The sequence below is a fragment of the Chamaesiphon sp. VAR_69_metabat_338 genome (assembly GCF_031423935.1).
Lineage (GTDB): Bacteria > Cyanobacteriota > Cyanobacteriia > Cyanobacteriales > Chamaesiphonaceae > Chamaesiphon.
Map to the genome: position 1 here is coordinate 1 of NZ_JANPGM010000356.1, position 13,088 is coordinate 13,088.

A 13,088-nucleotide genomic window follows, 5' to 3' on the forward strand; every position below is an offset into this window, starting at 1 on the left:
CTCTCAACCCCAGCGGATTCTCGAGTTGGGCTGTGGGACGGGTTCGATGACTATTCCCCTCAAACAAGCCTTTCCAGATGCCGTCGTGACGGGTTTAGACTTGTCTCGGTATATGTTGGCAGTAGCGGAGGATCGATCGAAAGAAGCAGGTGTCGAGATTAGGTGGCAGCATGGTACCGCGACGGACTTAAGCCAGTTTGAAGCTGGTAGTTTCGATACGATTACCGCCGCATTGTTGTTTCATGAAACGCCCCCAGCAGTGGCTCAAACTATCCTTACCGAAAGTTATCGATTGCTAGCTCCTGGAGGTCAAATTCTGATTCTCGACGGCAACCAAAGCACACTCCGCAATCTAGATTGGTTGAATAACATCTTTGAAGAACCCTATATCCAATCTTATGCAGCGGGTAATCTCGATGCCTGGTTGGGCAAAGCCGGATTTGATGATGTTCGCACCAAAGATGTCTTCTGGATCAATCAAGTTACTGTAGGTTTTAGACTTTAGGTCTTAGGTTTTAGGCTTTAAGAACATTAACGATCGATTATCAATTATCAATTATCAATTAATTTAAGTGTGGTTTTAAAAGCGGTTTTGTTTGATTTCAACGGGGTAATCATTAAGGATGAAGCGATTCATCGGGAGCTAAATGATGAGTTGCTATTATCAGAAAATTTACCCCCCCAAGGTAAAGAATTCTGGAAAGTGTGTGTGGGTAGAAGCGATCGAGCGGCGTTGACGGACTTGCTCAAGTCACGCGGGCGATTTGTGACTGAGGAATATTTGGATAAGTTAATAGCTAAAAAAGCGATCGCTTATCGTCAAAAACTGGAGCAATTAGAAACGTTACCAATTTATCCAGATGTCTCACAATTTATCGAGCAGATGTTTAATAGTGGCTATAAATTAGCCGTCGTGACGGGAGCAATTCGATCGGAAGTCGAGTTTATCTTGAAGCAAGGTAAGCTCGGCCTGTTTTTTGATGAGCTGGTGGCGGGTGATGATATCAGCGAGAGTAAACCAGATCCACAAGGGTATTTACTCGCGATCGATAAGCTAAATAAACTCTATCCAGATCTCAACTTATTACCGTCAGAATGTTTGGCGATCGAAGATACTTTTGCGGGACTGGAGGCTGTTAAAGCCGCTGGAGTTCAAGCCGTGGCGATCGCGAATACTTATCCGTTCCATATGTTGCAGCGGCGGGCAAATTGGACGATCGATCGGTTTGCAGATCTGGAGTTCGATCGCATTACCAAATTTTTTGAAGCTAGCGAAGGCCAAACTTGAGGAGAATGCGTTTGTCTTCAGCGGCATTCTGTAGGTAAATAGCCTTATCTTTGGCTGCAATTTTCCAGTTAACTCCTCGCTTGCCATATTCGCCATAATGCCACTCAACCATTGGCTGACCGTTGCGGAAGCCAACTCCATCGCCAAATTCCGATAATGCGAGATGGACTAATTTACCTTTTCGATAACTACTGCTACTGGTAAGAGTGTCATCCAGATAGACGTTGAGTTCGATCGGTTTACCGCCCAACAGACAAAGTTTATAAGCGACCTTCTGGTTGTTGACGATCGCCTCAATTTTTCGCTGTTTACACTTAAATTCCTCGCCCCGATTACTTTGAAACTCAGCAATTTGAGTTTTCATAAAATCGTCGTAAGTGTCAGCTAAAGCAGCCATCTGAATGTCTGTACTGAGACTGATGGCAATCGCGACTGCTAATATTTTTTGCATATCTTGGCGGCTTTAAGTTTGTGCATTCGGGGTATAAATCGAAGATCGAGCTTAACGACAAGCTTGAATCGTAACCTATTATACATAATGCAATTTAGGCGAGCGAATGTATGTCGAAATCGGTCGATCGAGCTTGACTTATGGTGAAGGTACGAGGATGATAGTCGTTGCCGAAAAGATTCCTGCCATAAATAGTCATTAAATCCCCCCACACTAGCCCAAACACATGATTTTGAGCGAAGATTCACGCATCTCCCCTACCCCGATACCCGTTCGAGTAGATTGTCTCCACGAATTATTTGAGCTTCAAGCAGATACTCACGCTTATCAGCCAGCAATTAGTTATCAGTCACAGATCCTCAGTTATGGCGAAGTCGAAGCTCGATCGAATCAATTAGCTAATTTTCTGGTCGAGCAAGGGGTTATCTGTGGTTCGCGAGTAGCCTTACTATTACCCCGATCGCCAGAATTATACATCGCAATTTTGGCAATTCTCAAAGCTGGTGGTGCATACGTGCCCCTCGATCCCGAATATCCAGCCGATCGAATCGATTATATTCTCGCTGATTGTGGGATTGAGACGATCGTTACTACTACCGATTTGGCGAGCAAGAAAGAGCTACAGCTCGGTAATATTGTCTGCGTGGATAGTTGCGCGGAAAAATTAGCATTAGAATCAACTGCCAGATTAGATCGAGACTCGATCGGCGTTGGGGCGCGAGATTTGAGTTATGTCATTTATACTTCTGGCTCTACTGGCAGACCGAAGGGTGTCGAGATCGAGCATCGCAGCAGTCGGAACTATATCGAAGTAGTAAATGAGACGGTTTATCATGTCACCTCTGGCGATCGCGTTTATCAGGGTTTCTCGATCGCTTTTGATGCGTCGGTAGAAGAGGTCTGGTGTACATTTGCCGCTGGTGCGACCTTAGTTGTGGGATCGATCGAGCAGACGCGTTCGGGGGTCGATTTGGCGCACTTTTTGACCGAGCAACAGGTGACAGTATTATCTTGCGTGCCGACATTATTGGCGATGATGGAGATCGAAGTGCCGACGATTCGGTTGTTGATTCTTGGCGGCGAACAGTGTCCCCAGGAACTAGCCGCGCGGTGGTGTAACGATCGCCGCCGAGTGGTGAATACTTATGGCCCCACGGAAGCAACTGTCGTTACTACCTGGCATGAATGTCATCCCGATCGCGTAATTACGATCGGCAAGCCTTTGCCCACATATCAAGTCTATATTCTCGATGCCGAATTAGAACCAGTCCCCCACGGCGTAGAAGGCGAGATTCACATCGGCGGGATTTGTTTGGCGCGCGGTTATGTCAACCGTCCCGACTTAACGGCTGAGAAATTTATCCCCAATCCGTTTACCTTCGATCCCGAAAGTTCGGACAGGCTGTATAAGACGGGAGATTTAGGGAGTTGGACTGCTGAGGGCGAAATTCAATTCTTAGGCCGGATTGACGGACAGGTAAAATTACGCGGCTTTCGGATCGAGCTATCGGAGATCGAGTCGGTAATTATGCACTGTGAAGGTGTGAGTGCTGCGGTTGTCGCGGTCAAACAGGTTGTCGAAATCGATCGATTGATTGCTTATCTCGTACCCAAGCAAGGTGTCGAACTAGATGTCAATGAAATCTGGGATACCATGCGATCGCGGTTGCCGATTTATATGGTGCCAGCGAGTTTAGAAATCCTCGATAATTTACCCACTCTACCTAGTGGCAAAGTCGATCGCAAAAACTTGCCCGCACCGGAAAACTTTGGGGTGAATCTTCCTGGTAAAAGTGCCGGACGGTTGCCGAGTAACGATACCGAACGCGAACTTGCGGCGGTATGGGAACAGGTATTTGGGATTACGGGGATTTCGATCGATGATGAATTTTTCAACCAATTGGGTGGGCACTCATTACTCGCCGCCGTCATGGTATCAAAATTGCGCCAAAATCCGCAGTTTCAGGATCTCGCGGTTCTTGATATTTACCAGCATCCAACGATCGCTCAATTAGCAGCCGAATTGACTACTCGCTGGCATCAGCGCAGTCTCGATCGGGATGGTGCCACAGAAAAACCTCGGACTCCACGCATCCGCCTGACTGCTGCCACAAATATTGCCAATACCCTGTGGGCGAGTGTCGGCGTTTATTTGATGTATGCCGTCTATAGCCTGCCGCTGCTGATTCCTGGTTTTGTCTATTACGAACTGGTGGACGAGCATAATTTTGAGATGAGTCGGATTGCCGCTGGCACGTTTGCCGCTGGCTTAATTATTAGCGTTTATCCAGCCTTAATTCTGCTGAGTATTCCGATCAAATGGTTGGTCATCGGTCGCTTTAAGCGCGGACGTTATCCACTCTGGAGTGCTTACTATTGGCGGTTCTGGCTCGTGCGTCAGGTGTTGTCGTTTGTGCCGCTAATGCTGTTAACGGGTTCGCCATTATTTAACTGGTATTGTCGATCGATGGGAGCCAAAATTGGCAAGCATGTCTATCTGGGAACGACCGATATCTTGGCATTTGACTTGCTGGAAATCGGCGATGGCAGCAGCATCGGCACCGATAGCAATCTAATGGGCTGTGAGATTGTCGATGGTTGGTTGATAATCGATCGGATTACGGTCGGAAAGGATTGCTGTGTCGGGACAAAGAGCGTTTTGGGGTTAAACAGTCGATTGGCAGATGAAGCCGAGCTAGGCGATTTATCCTATCTCCCAGCCGATCGCGCGATCCCGGCTGGTGAAGCATGGGTGGGCGCACCAGCGACCTATCAAACAGTCGCCAGCGCGAATACAGGTCGGTTTCCTTTCGGACAAGCACGCCAAGGCCACCCGATCTTAGTCTATTTAGCTTATGCGATCGGCACGATCGGTCAATTATTCGTACCCGCGATCGCGGCCTTACCAGGATTTCTGCTGTGGTGTAAGCTGATTGCTGCCGTGCATTGGTATCTGTGGCTGATTCCCGCTGCGTTTGTCGGCAGTATCTCGTTCATCGGTGTATTTTGCCTAGAAGTAGTCATCCTCAAATATTTACTCCTGGGCAAAGTGCGCCCTGGCAACTATCCATTGCACGGTAGTTTTGGCTTACGACACTGGTACATCGATCGATTGATGAGTTTGAGTCTGGAGATGGTACCGACACTGTATTCGACTCTCTATTTATTGCCGTGGTTGCGGCTGCTAGGTGCCAAAATCGGTGCGCGGGCTGAGATTTCGACAGTCAGCCACTTCACGCCGGATTTAATCTCGATCGGGTCGGAAAGTTTTATCGCTGATAATGTCTCATTGGGAGCCAGCCAAGTCAAGCGCGGTTGGCTGCAACTTTCCTTTACCCACATTGGCAGTCAAGCCTTTGTCGGCAATAGTGCGGTCGTACCCAGTCACGACCGAGTGGCAGATAACTGTCTGATCGGCTGTATGTCAGTTCCACCGAGCGATGGCAGTCTGATGGTGCCAGATAGTGCCTGGATGGGTTCGCCTGCCATCTATATTCCCCATCGGCAGATCGTCGATGAATTTAGTGCCGCCCAAACCTATAAACCCGGACGCTATCTGTATTTACAACGACTGGCGATCGAGTTTTGCCGCGTTACTGTCCCTGGCACGATGCACTTTATCGTCTTATTGATGATGGAAGTGACAATGTTAAACTTACCAGACCACATGCATTGGTCGATTGTGGCACTGATTTTTCCGCTGATTTATGCTGCTGCGTCGATCGGGTCGGCTTTACTCGTCGTCGCACTTAAATGGTTAGTCGTCGGTCGCTACCAGCCTGGTACGATCCCATTGTGGAGCAACTTTGTCTGGCGGACGGAGCTAATCACCGGACTCTATGAATCGATGGTCGTTGCTGGCTGTCTCAACTTCCTGCTCGGCACCCCGTTTGCCCCGATTATCCTTCGTCTCCTGGGAATGCGGATCGGCACGGGAGCCTATATCGATACCACTGACTTCACCGAATTCGACCTGATCTCGATCGGTCGTAATGTCACCCTCAATCACAATTGCACGCTGCAAACTCACCTGTTTGAAGATCGGGTAATGAAGATGGAACGGATTCGGCTCGAACATGACTGTCAAATGGGTTCGGCAGCCGTCGTCCTCTATGACTCGTTACTGGCCGATGATGTCTCGATCGCACCGCTGTCGCTAATTATGAAGGGAGAACAAGTCCCCGCAGCAACATCGTGGCAAGGAATTCCCGCTAGTCGCATCTATTCGCGAGCTTGATGCGAATGGTAAAATAATACCCTTGTATGTCATAGCAGAAATTTAATCTAACTTTTACGATGAATTTATTCTGGCTTTACGATCTGCCCAACACGGTATTTGCTGCGATCGTGATTGGCTTTTTTGTATCGATCGGCTTGTTCGGGCAAAGACTAACTCGTCGGTGGGTCAAGCGGATTCCTGGCAATGATGGGAGATACAACGACCTCGTCAATGCCACCGTCGCCACCGTCGGCGTATTTTTCGGGATTACGCTCGGACTAATTTCGGTAGGAGCTTGGCAAGAGTTTAGCGATATTAGTACGAATGTCAATCAGGAAGTTTCTTCGATTAATGTGTTGTATCGAGCGGTTTCGCTCTATCCAGATCCGTCGCGGGAGTTGCTCAAAAATAGTCTCAAAGAGTACGTTCATTATGCGATCCATGAGGAGTGGCCATCCCAACAAAAAGGGATCGTCCCTAAAGGTGGTACTGCCAAAGTTACTGATTTTCAAAAAGCTCTCTATGCTTTTGAGCCAGTCAGCGAGAGCATGAAGGCCGTTCATGCGGAGACAATTGCCGCCTTCAATGAAACGATCCGCCAACGCCGCAGTCGGCTTCAAAGTGTCACGGGTGGTTTGCCATCTACTTTATGGTTAGTGGTGATTTTTGGCTCTTTATTGAATCTGGTGATTCCGTGGCTATTGGTATACGATCGACAGTTTATGCAGGATGTGACGATCGTTTTAACAGCAGCAACGATCGGGCTATTGGTATTTTTGATGGCAGCTATGGACTACCCATTTCGCGGTGAATTTAGCGTCACGCCAGAAAGTTTTGAATTGCTCTACGAACGCATGAAATCGGGCTAAATTTTCACAATTGTCGATCGATAACTGGGCTGGAATTGGCCGATCTTGCCAGAGTTAGCGGCTACAATGCTGTTACGGCGATTGCGTCAGGATCGGGTCAAATCCCGATCGACGATCGACTATCAACTATTAACTATCAACGATCGACTAAATATGAATCCCCCCGCTGAGACTGCCAAACTCCCGCCGATCGAGCCAATGACCTTTAGCACCAAACTGGCTTACGGTGCTGGCGACATCGGGGGCGCGATCGTCGGGATTTTACTCCTATCCTATCTCTCGCCATTTTTGACCAACGTCGCTCATTTAAGACCGGGATTGGCGGGAGCGACGCAATTAATTGTCAGAGTCTGGGATGCCTTTCTCGATCCGGTCATTGGGATTATGAGCGATCGCGGGGATGTCTTTGGAGCCAAAATCAAGGCACAGTGGGGTAGACGCTATCCCTGGATGCTGTTTTCGGCCATTCCCTTCGGGATCTTATTTATCTGTCAATGGTTGATTCCGTTTCCCGCGACCAATCAGTGGGGCTTGTTTGGATTCTATACCCTGGTATCGATGCTGCTGGGGACATTTTTTACGATGTATAGCTTGCCCTATACTGCTTTAACCGCCGAGCTAACCGAAGACTATAACGAACGCACTAGTTTGAGTAGCTTTCGCTTCACCTTTTCGATCGGTGGGAGTATTTTCGCATTATTAATTGCGATCGGCGTATTTCAATTGGTCAAAGATCCCGCCCAACAATATCTGACGATCGGAATTATCTGCGCAATTATTTCGGTAGTACCGATTTTCTATTGCGTCTGGGGTACGCAAGCCCGCGCCAAACTCGTCAATCTGCACCAAGCCGTCAGAATTGAAACTCCTGATTCGCAACCCCTGCTCGCCCAAATTCGATCGGTATTTACCAATCGTCCATTTCTGTTTGTCGTCGGTATTTATCTCTGCTCTTGGTTTAGTCTCCAACTGACGGCAGCAATTATTCCCTATTTTGCCGAAAATTATATGGGCTTGGCTAAAGCCGATGCTCCCAAAATTATGCTAGCCGTTCAAGGTACGGCATTAGCAATGTTATCCGTCTGGAATAAAATCAGTCAAAAAGTTGGCAAGAAAGCGGTTTATTTCATGGGTACGGGGTTTTGGATTATCGCTCAGGCGGGCTTATTCCTACTGCAACCAGGCCAAGATATTCTGTTGTATATTCTGGCGATGATGGCTGGATTGGGTGTATCTACGGCTTATTTAATCCCGTGGTCGATGTTGCCCGACGTGATCGAACTAGATGAGCTAGAAACCGGACAACGCCGCGAGGGATTATTCTATAGCTTCATGGTGTTCTTACAAAAAATCTGTCTGGGTGTCGCACTGGCGGCAATTTTACAGAGCTTGGAATGGACTGGTTATAACAGCAACACCCAAGCACAATTGCCAGCAGTATTAATGGCGATCCGACTCGCGATCGGGCCGATTCCCACGATCTCGTTAATCGGTGGTTTAATCCTGGCTTATTTTTATCCAATTACCCGCGAACGTCACCAGCAAATTCTGTTGCAATTAGCCGAACGTCGGAAGTCGGATATAAGTTGATCTATTAATCGAGATTTGATAGCGTTCACTAGGATAGAACAACCATTAAAAAATACAAGCGATCCAATTATCGATTGTTGACTAGTTCCCAAAATCTATTCGCCAGATTGCAGTGGCTATCTTCGCTAACTGATTTTGCCTAGCTGCAATAGTTGACTCGTTCCATTCTGTATACCGATCGGGAAGAGCTTGAGTAATACTAAAACAACTCTCCTGAAAAGCAGCTATCTTTTCAAGGTATCCTTTATTTCCAATATTTCGATTTGTCTTTTTTTCTAAAGGAGTCATATTACCAATGCGATACACAAACCGATCTTGATTGTGTTCATCCATGTGCGACCAAGCCGCAGATGGATTTTCAGGTAGGATATGCTCTAGGTTATAGGCAGCACTTTCAAATTCAAATTCCTGTCCTGATTCATGCTTCTCAATTTGAAATAGGATATAACGCACCACTTTCTTATTGCGTGAAGCAGTTGTTTTAAATTCCTTTTCTTGAAATGCTGCTGAGAACAAACGATCCTCAGGATAAATATCTTGCAACGCATTGATAATCGATCGCCAATTATTTAGCGTTCCATTTGAGATCTTATTGGCAACACTATTGTAAATCTTTTCCTGATCTTGAGGAGGCAGATTGCAGATAACATTGTAGCGGAAGGAAATAACAGTGACAGCGTGCAAAAGGCGAGTGAATATGGGACGATCTACATCGATAAACTTCCGGTAAGCAGCGATCAACATTGCCAAAGGCTGACGGACATTGAACATCAATAATCGATCGAGAGATTGTCTTTCTGACGCTTCTAGCGATGAATCTTGAGGGTCGCGCAATGTTGCATAAATAGAAGCAGATTTATCTAGAGATCGAAGTAAATCAAAAACCTGTCCTCTAGTAACTATCTGTTTACGAATTGTCTTGAAAAGATCGACTTTTCGCACTAATGGGTTACAACTATTCCAATATACACGCAAGAATTCAGGAAAGCTTTCACTTCCCAATTCATCAACAATTCTTTCCCAACGTTCTTCAATTGCACTGAGTTCTGTTTCATGTGTATCTCCCGAACTAACAATTGAGAAAAGATAGTTCTTGAGCAGATCGGTCGCAGATAACCTAACACCACGAGAATTAAGGGTTTCAAAAACTTTGAAGGCATTGAGTTCATCAGTAACGGTAATGACAGTAAAAAAGAGTTTGTCAACCATTGTATCTAGAAAGGCTGCAACGGCTGTACCGTCTTTTTGGCAGTATCCAACTATTCTAGTTTGGAACCAGTCGAAGGCTCTACGGAGCAGATGTTCTGAAGCATTTAGTCCCCGCTTTGGCATTGTTTCGAGCGGAACCATGTAAGTTTGGTAAAAGCGATTGTTATGGCGATTGAGTTCTAGTTTAGAGCGAGAAATGAGTGAAACTGGATCGACATAGCCAATATAGCTATTTTGCAAGTTGTCTTTACGCCGCTGGTTTCTTTCAGCATCTATATTATCTTTAACTAAATTCTGAAGGTGTCCCAACGCAGCTAAAATAAGAATACTAATCGTTGATAAACGTTGTTGTCCGTCAATTATTTCAAACTGCTTACTGTCGGATGATTGCAACACTAAATAACCTAGATAATGAGCCGACTCACTATCCTCTGAGAATAGGCCGAGAATATCTTGCCAAAGATCTTCCCATTCATCTTCCGTCCAAGAATAATCCCGTTGAAATGGTGGTACTCGATAGGTTAATCCGTTTCCGAGTAATTGACGGAAAGTTTGGTTGGCAGTGTTGAAATTTAGTGCGGACATTAAATTTTACTCTAAAACAACTATTCTGTTCGACGGATTTATAGAACCCTTCATTTCTCAGGTTTTCAGTCAGGTAAATTTATCATTATAAGTCGATCTGAGGTTTATATTATAACGATATACTAATTTTCATACACATGCACGCCCACATTTGGCACCCATATACCCAAGCAAAAACCGCTCCAGAACCGCTCGAAGTTAAGTCCGGTAAAGGATTGTGGTTGGAACTAGCAGATGGGCGCAAGATTGCTGACTGTATCTCTAGTTGGTGGGTTAGTCTCCACGGACACGCGCACCCGCAGATTGTGGAAGCGATCGCGCGGCAAGCAGCGCAGTTAGAACATGTCATCTTTGCCGGATTTACCCACGAGGCAGCCCAACAATTAGCGAGTCAATTGGTGGCGAAATTGCCGAAAAAGTTAACGAGAGTATTCTACTCAGATAATGGCTCTACCGCTGTCGAAATTGCCCTCAAGATGGCTTATCAGTATTGGACTAATTGTGATACTCCCTGGCGGTGACTATTGCCACCGAGGAAATTTACAACAGTTTCTATAGTGAAGATCCCACCAAAACCCTCTATCCCGGACACAGTTATACCGCCAATCCCCTCGGCTGCGCCGCTGCACTGGCATCCTTAGAGCTACTAGCCCAAAATGAGCCTATCTATACCCAGATGGAACAGTGGCATCACCAGCAGCGCACAGAGTTAGCCCATAAATATCCCCAGTTAACTAAATTACGAGTCACAGGGACAATTGCGGCGATCGATATCAATAACCACGACAAAGCTGGGTACCTTAATAATGTGGGAAGAAAAATCGGACACCAGGCGATCGCGCATGGTGTCTTACTTCATCAATTTGGCAACGTGCTTATCTACTGCCACCGTACTGGATTGCCGCAACCGAACTAGCCTGGGTAGATCGACAAATCGACGCAATTTTGGCTGATGTACTCGATCGCTAAATATGCGGATTGTGGTTAATTAGAACAACTCAGCGCGGCAACAGTTGCAAGCAATTAAAATCTTCACAACTTTACATTTAGAGGCGTTGCCGCTTTAAGTGACGATTTGCCCTCACCCCGCCAGATCCTTCGGCTCTGGCGGGGTGAGGGCAAAATCTATGCTTCATACTCCAATTTTCCGCAAAGCCCATTCAAGCTTCGCACTGGGGACGGGCAAATAGTCCCACATAAGGCTCCGTCGCAAATAGACGCGCTCCGCCATCAGCGACCTCACCAAGCAACTCGCGATCGCAGATGCCAAAGAGTTCGGCTTCGGTTGTAGCTCTACGCATGTCTCGCAGAAATACACCTGCGGCGTCAACGCTTTGCCCGATGTAATTGAGGTACATCTTCAGATGACTGACGCGAGATCGTTCGGGGACGGATTTACCGAGCTGCAACTGGTGCAATCGATCGATATAATCCCGCACCTGTTCTAACGTAATGCTTTCAGCGACCTGTCCGGCTAAGACCTGACGAATTTGCCTGAAAATCCAGGGATTGCGGATCGCAGCACGTCCGATCATCACGCCAGCAGCTTGGGTGTGAGCGAGCACGCGCATCGCGGTGGCTGCCGAACTGACATTCCCATTCGCCAATACCGGACAGCGCAATTTTTGGACGGCATGGGCAATCAGGTCGTAATCGACAGCACCGTGATACATCGCTTTGACAGTACGACCGTGCAAACTCAGCAGATCGATATCATGTCGATCGATTATCTCTAAAATTCGATCGAATTGGCTGGTATCCTCAAAACCCACCCGCATTTTCACCGTCAAGCGACCGGCTACGATCGATCTCAATTCGCCTAAAATTCGATCGATCGTTTCAGGATCGCGCAATAAGCCCCCACCGACATTCTTCCGATACACTCGCGGTGCGGGACAACCCAGATTTAGATCGATACCCGCAATCGGGTAACGACTCAGCAACCTAGCCGTCCGCCCCAAATCGGGAATGCTCTCGCCAATCATCTGCGCGAACACTGGATAACCCGTCGTGTTTTCGGTAATCGATCGCAAGATATATTTATCCAAACCAGAATCGCGATGCACCCGAAAATATTCGGTAAAAAAGTAGTCGGGACAGCCATAATCCGCGATCGTCTGCATAAAGTGAATATCCGTCACGTCCTGCATCGGTGCCAAGGCAGTCACAGCAGATATCGCTCCACCAGTGGGATCGATCGGTGTCGGTAGCGGATGGAGAAATTTCATGTGCTGTGATTAAAATGCTTGAAGTGATGAGCGCGATCGTCTAGCCCTATGTAGAACAAATTATGACAAAAATTGCCAATCTTGTTTGAATAAAATCTAATTCATCGTTGGTATTTAAGTGTAGTGACAATTATGCAGATCGATGAAATTTTACTGATTGACATTTGTATTCCTGTAAGCCAGGATTGGTAGTAGCAAGTAAAGAGATTCAATCGAATACCCTAAACTTTTGCAATCCATCCCCCCTATTTCCAGAAAAAGAACATTATGTCAGAAAAATCTAATTTGCTTAGGGCAGTAACCATAACTGGTGTTATCTGTTCGACTGTATCTTTTGGCACTTTTCTGTCTAGTAGTGCCAAAGCCGCGACCATCGGTAGCATAACTCTCGATAGCGAAACCTCTGTTGCTGGTAGTACTACTGTCAATGGCGTTACCTATCAAGGTTATTCCCGATCTATTACTGCCTTTACCAGCGGGGGGACTAACTGGGATGTTAATCCAGTTATGGATACGATTTTTACCGTTCGGCGCAGCGGTAACGCACCCGCAGCAACAGACACTAATAAGCAAGTAGTGTGGGAGCGGTGCTCTACAACTGCTAATTGCAGCAGCAATATCGTACGTGGTACACAACCAACCACAACCC

At 46.7% G+C, this 13,088-nt stretch carries 11 protein-coding genes; 8 read left to right on the forward strand and 3 right to left on the reverse strand.

Annotated elements, in window-relative coordinates:
* On the forward strand, nucleotides 1–505 hold a 505-nt coding region (locus tag RMO84_RS10085), incomplete at its 5' end, for a class I SAM-dependent methyltransferase (protein ID WP_310488334.1).
* Between the two features lie 69 nt (nucleotides 506–574).
* Nucleotides 575–1,288, forward strand: a complete 714-nt coding sequence (locus RMO84_RS10090; RefSeq protein ID WP_310488335.1) for an HAD family phosphatase — start codon at nucleotides 575–577, stop codon at nucleotides 1,286–1,288.
* On the opposite strand, the gene RMO84_RS10095 is transcribed toward RMO84_RS10090, so the two are convergent.
* The gene (locus tag RMO84_RS10095; protein ID WP_310488336.1) at nucleotides 1,269–1,739 is read right to left on the reverse strand and encodes a hypothetical protein; all 471 of its coding nucleotides are present in this window, start codon (nucleotides 1,737–1,739) and stop codon (nucleotides 1,269–1,271) included. The genes RMO84_RS10090 and RMO84_RS10095 overlap by 20 nt on opposite strands.
* Before the next feature lie 232 nt (nucleotides 1,740–1,971).
* On the opposite strand from RMO84_RS10095, the gene RMO84_RS10100 reads away from it, so the two are divergent.
* The 3 genes from RMO84_RS10100 to RMO84_RS10110 all read left to right on the forward strand — a co-directional run bounded on the left by RMO84_RS10100 (nucleotide 1,972) and on the right by RMO84_RS10110 (nucleotide 8,417).
* Nucleotides 1,972–5,976 (forward strand): Pls/PosA family non-ribosomal peptide synthetase, encoded by a 4,005-nt coding sequence (locus RMO84_RS10100; RefSeq protein WP_310488337.1) that lies wholly within the window; start codon nucleotides 1,972–1,974, stop codon nucleotides 5,974–5,976.
* Between the two features lie 59 nt (nucleotides 5,977–6,035).
* Nucleotides 6,036–6,827, forward strand: a complete 792-nt coding sequence (locus RMO84_RS10105) for a DUF4239 domain-containing protein (protein WP_310488338.1) — start codon at nucleotides 6,036–6,038, stop codon at nucleotides 6,825–6,827.
* 153 nt (nucleotides 6,828–6,980) lie between these two features.
* Nucleotides 6,981–8,417: an MFS transporter gene (locus tag RMO84_RS10110; RefSeq protein ID WP_396135822.1), complete on the forward strand. Its 1,437-nt coding sequence runs from the start codon at nucleotides 6,981–6,983 to the stop codon at nucleotides 8,415–8,417.
* A gap of 81 nt (nucleotides 8,418–8,498) precedes the next feature.
* On the opposite strand, the gene RMO84_RS10115 is transcribed toward RMO84_RS10110, so the two are convergent.
* Nucleotides 8,499–10,211, reverse strand: a complete 1,713-nt coding sequence (locus tag RMO84_RS10115; RefSeq protein ID WP_310488340.1) for a DUF262 domain-containing HNH endonuclease family protein — start codon at nucleotides 10,209–10,211, stop codon at nucleotides 8,499–8,501.
* 137 nt (nucleotides 10,212–10,348) lie between these two features.
* Here RMO84_RS10115 and RMO84_RS10120 point away from each other — a divergent pair, with 137 nt between their 5' ends.
* Both RMO84_RS10120 and RMO84_RS10125 read left to right on the forward strand, forming a co-directional pair.
* Complete coding sequence (locus tag RMO84_RS10120) at nucleotides 10,349–10,732, forward strand: aminotransferase class III-fold pyridoxal phosphate-dependent enzyme (RefSeq protein WP_310488341.1); 384 nt, start codon at nucleotides 10,349–10,351, stop codon at nucleotides 10,730–10,732.
* Entirely contained in the window at nucleotides 10,729–11,127 is a 399-nt protein-coding gene (locus tag RMO84_RS10125) for an aminotransferase class III-fold pyridoxal phosphate-dependent enzyme (RefSeq protein ID WP_310488342.1), read from the forward strand. Before RMO84_RS10120 ends, RMO84_RS10125 begins: the two co-directional genes overlap by 4 nt.
* 244 nt (nucleotides 11,128–11,371) lie before the next feature.
* On the opposite strand, the gene RMO84_RS10130 is transcribed toward RMO84_RS10125, so the two are convergent.
* Nucleotides 11,372–12,439 (reverse strand): tRNA-dihydrouridine synthase family protein, encoded by a 1,068-nt coding sequence (locus RMO84_RS10130; RefSeq protein ID WP_310488343.1) that lies wholly within the window; start codon nucleotides 12,437–12,439, stop codon nucleotides 11,372–11,374.
* A 267-nt stretch (nucleotides 12,440–12,706) separates the two neighbouring features.
* On the opposite strand from RMO84_RS10130, the gene RMO84_RS10135 reads away from it, so the two are divergent.
* A partial coding sequence (locus RMO84_RS10135) for a hypothetical protein (RefSeq protein ID WP_310488344.1) occupies nucleotides 12,707–13,088 on the forward strand: 382 nt, incomplete at its 3' end.

Coding starts and splice junctions, on each gene's coding strand:
- RMO84_RS10095 (WP_310488336.1), bottom strand. CDS start 1,739: ATGCAAAAAATATTAGCAGTCGCGATTGCCATCAGTCTCAGTACAGAC.
- RMO84_RS10105 (WP_310488338.1), top strand. CDS start 6,036: ATGAATTTATTCTGGCTTTACGATCTGCCCAACACGGTATTTGCTGCG.
- RMO84_RS10110 (WP_396135822.1), top strand. CDS start 6,981: ATGAATCCCCCCGCTGAGACTGCCAAACTCCCGCCGATCGAGCCAATG.
- RMO84_RS10115 (WP_310488340.1), bottom strand. CDS start 10,211: ATGTCCGCACTAAATTTCAACACTGCCAACCAAACTTTCCGTCAATTA.
- RMO84_RS10120 (WP_310488341.1), top strand. CDS start 10,349: ATGCACGCCCACATTTGGCACCCATATACCCAAGCAAAAACCGCTCCA.
- RMO84_RS10130 (WP_310488343.1), bottom strand. CDS start 12,439: ATGAAATTTCTCCATCCGCTACCGACACCGATCGATCCCACTGGTGGA.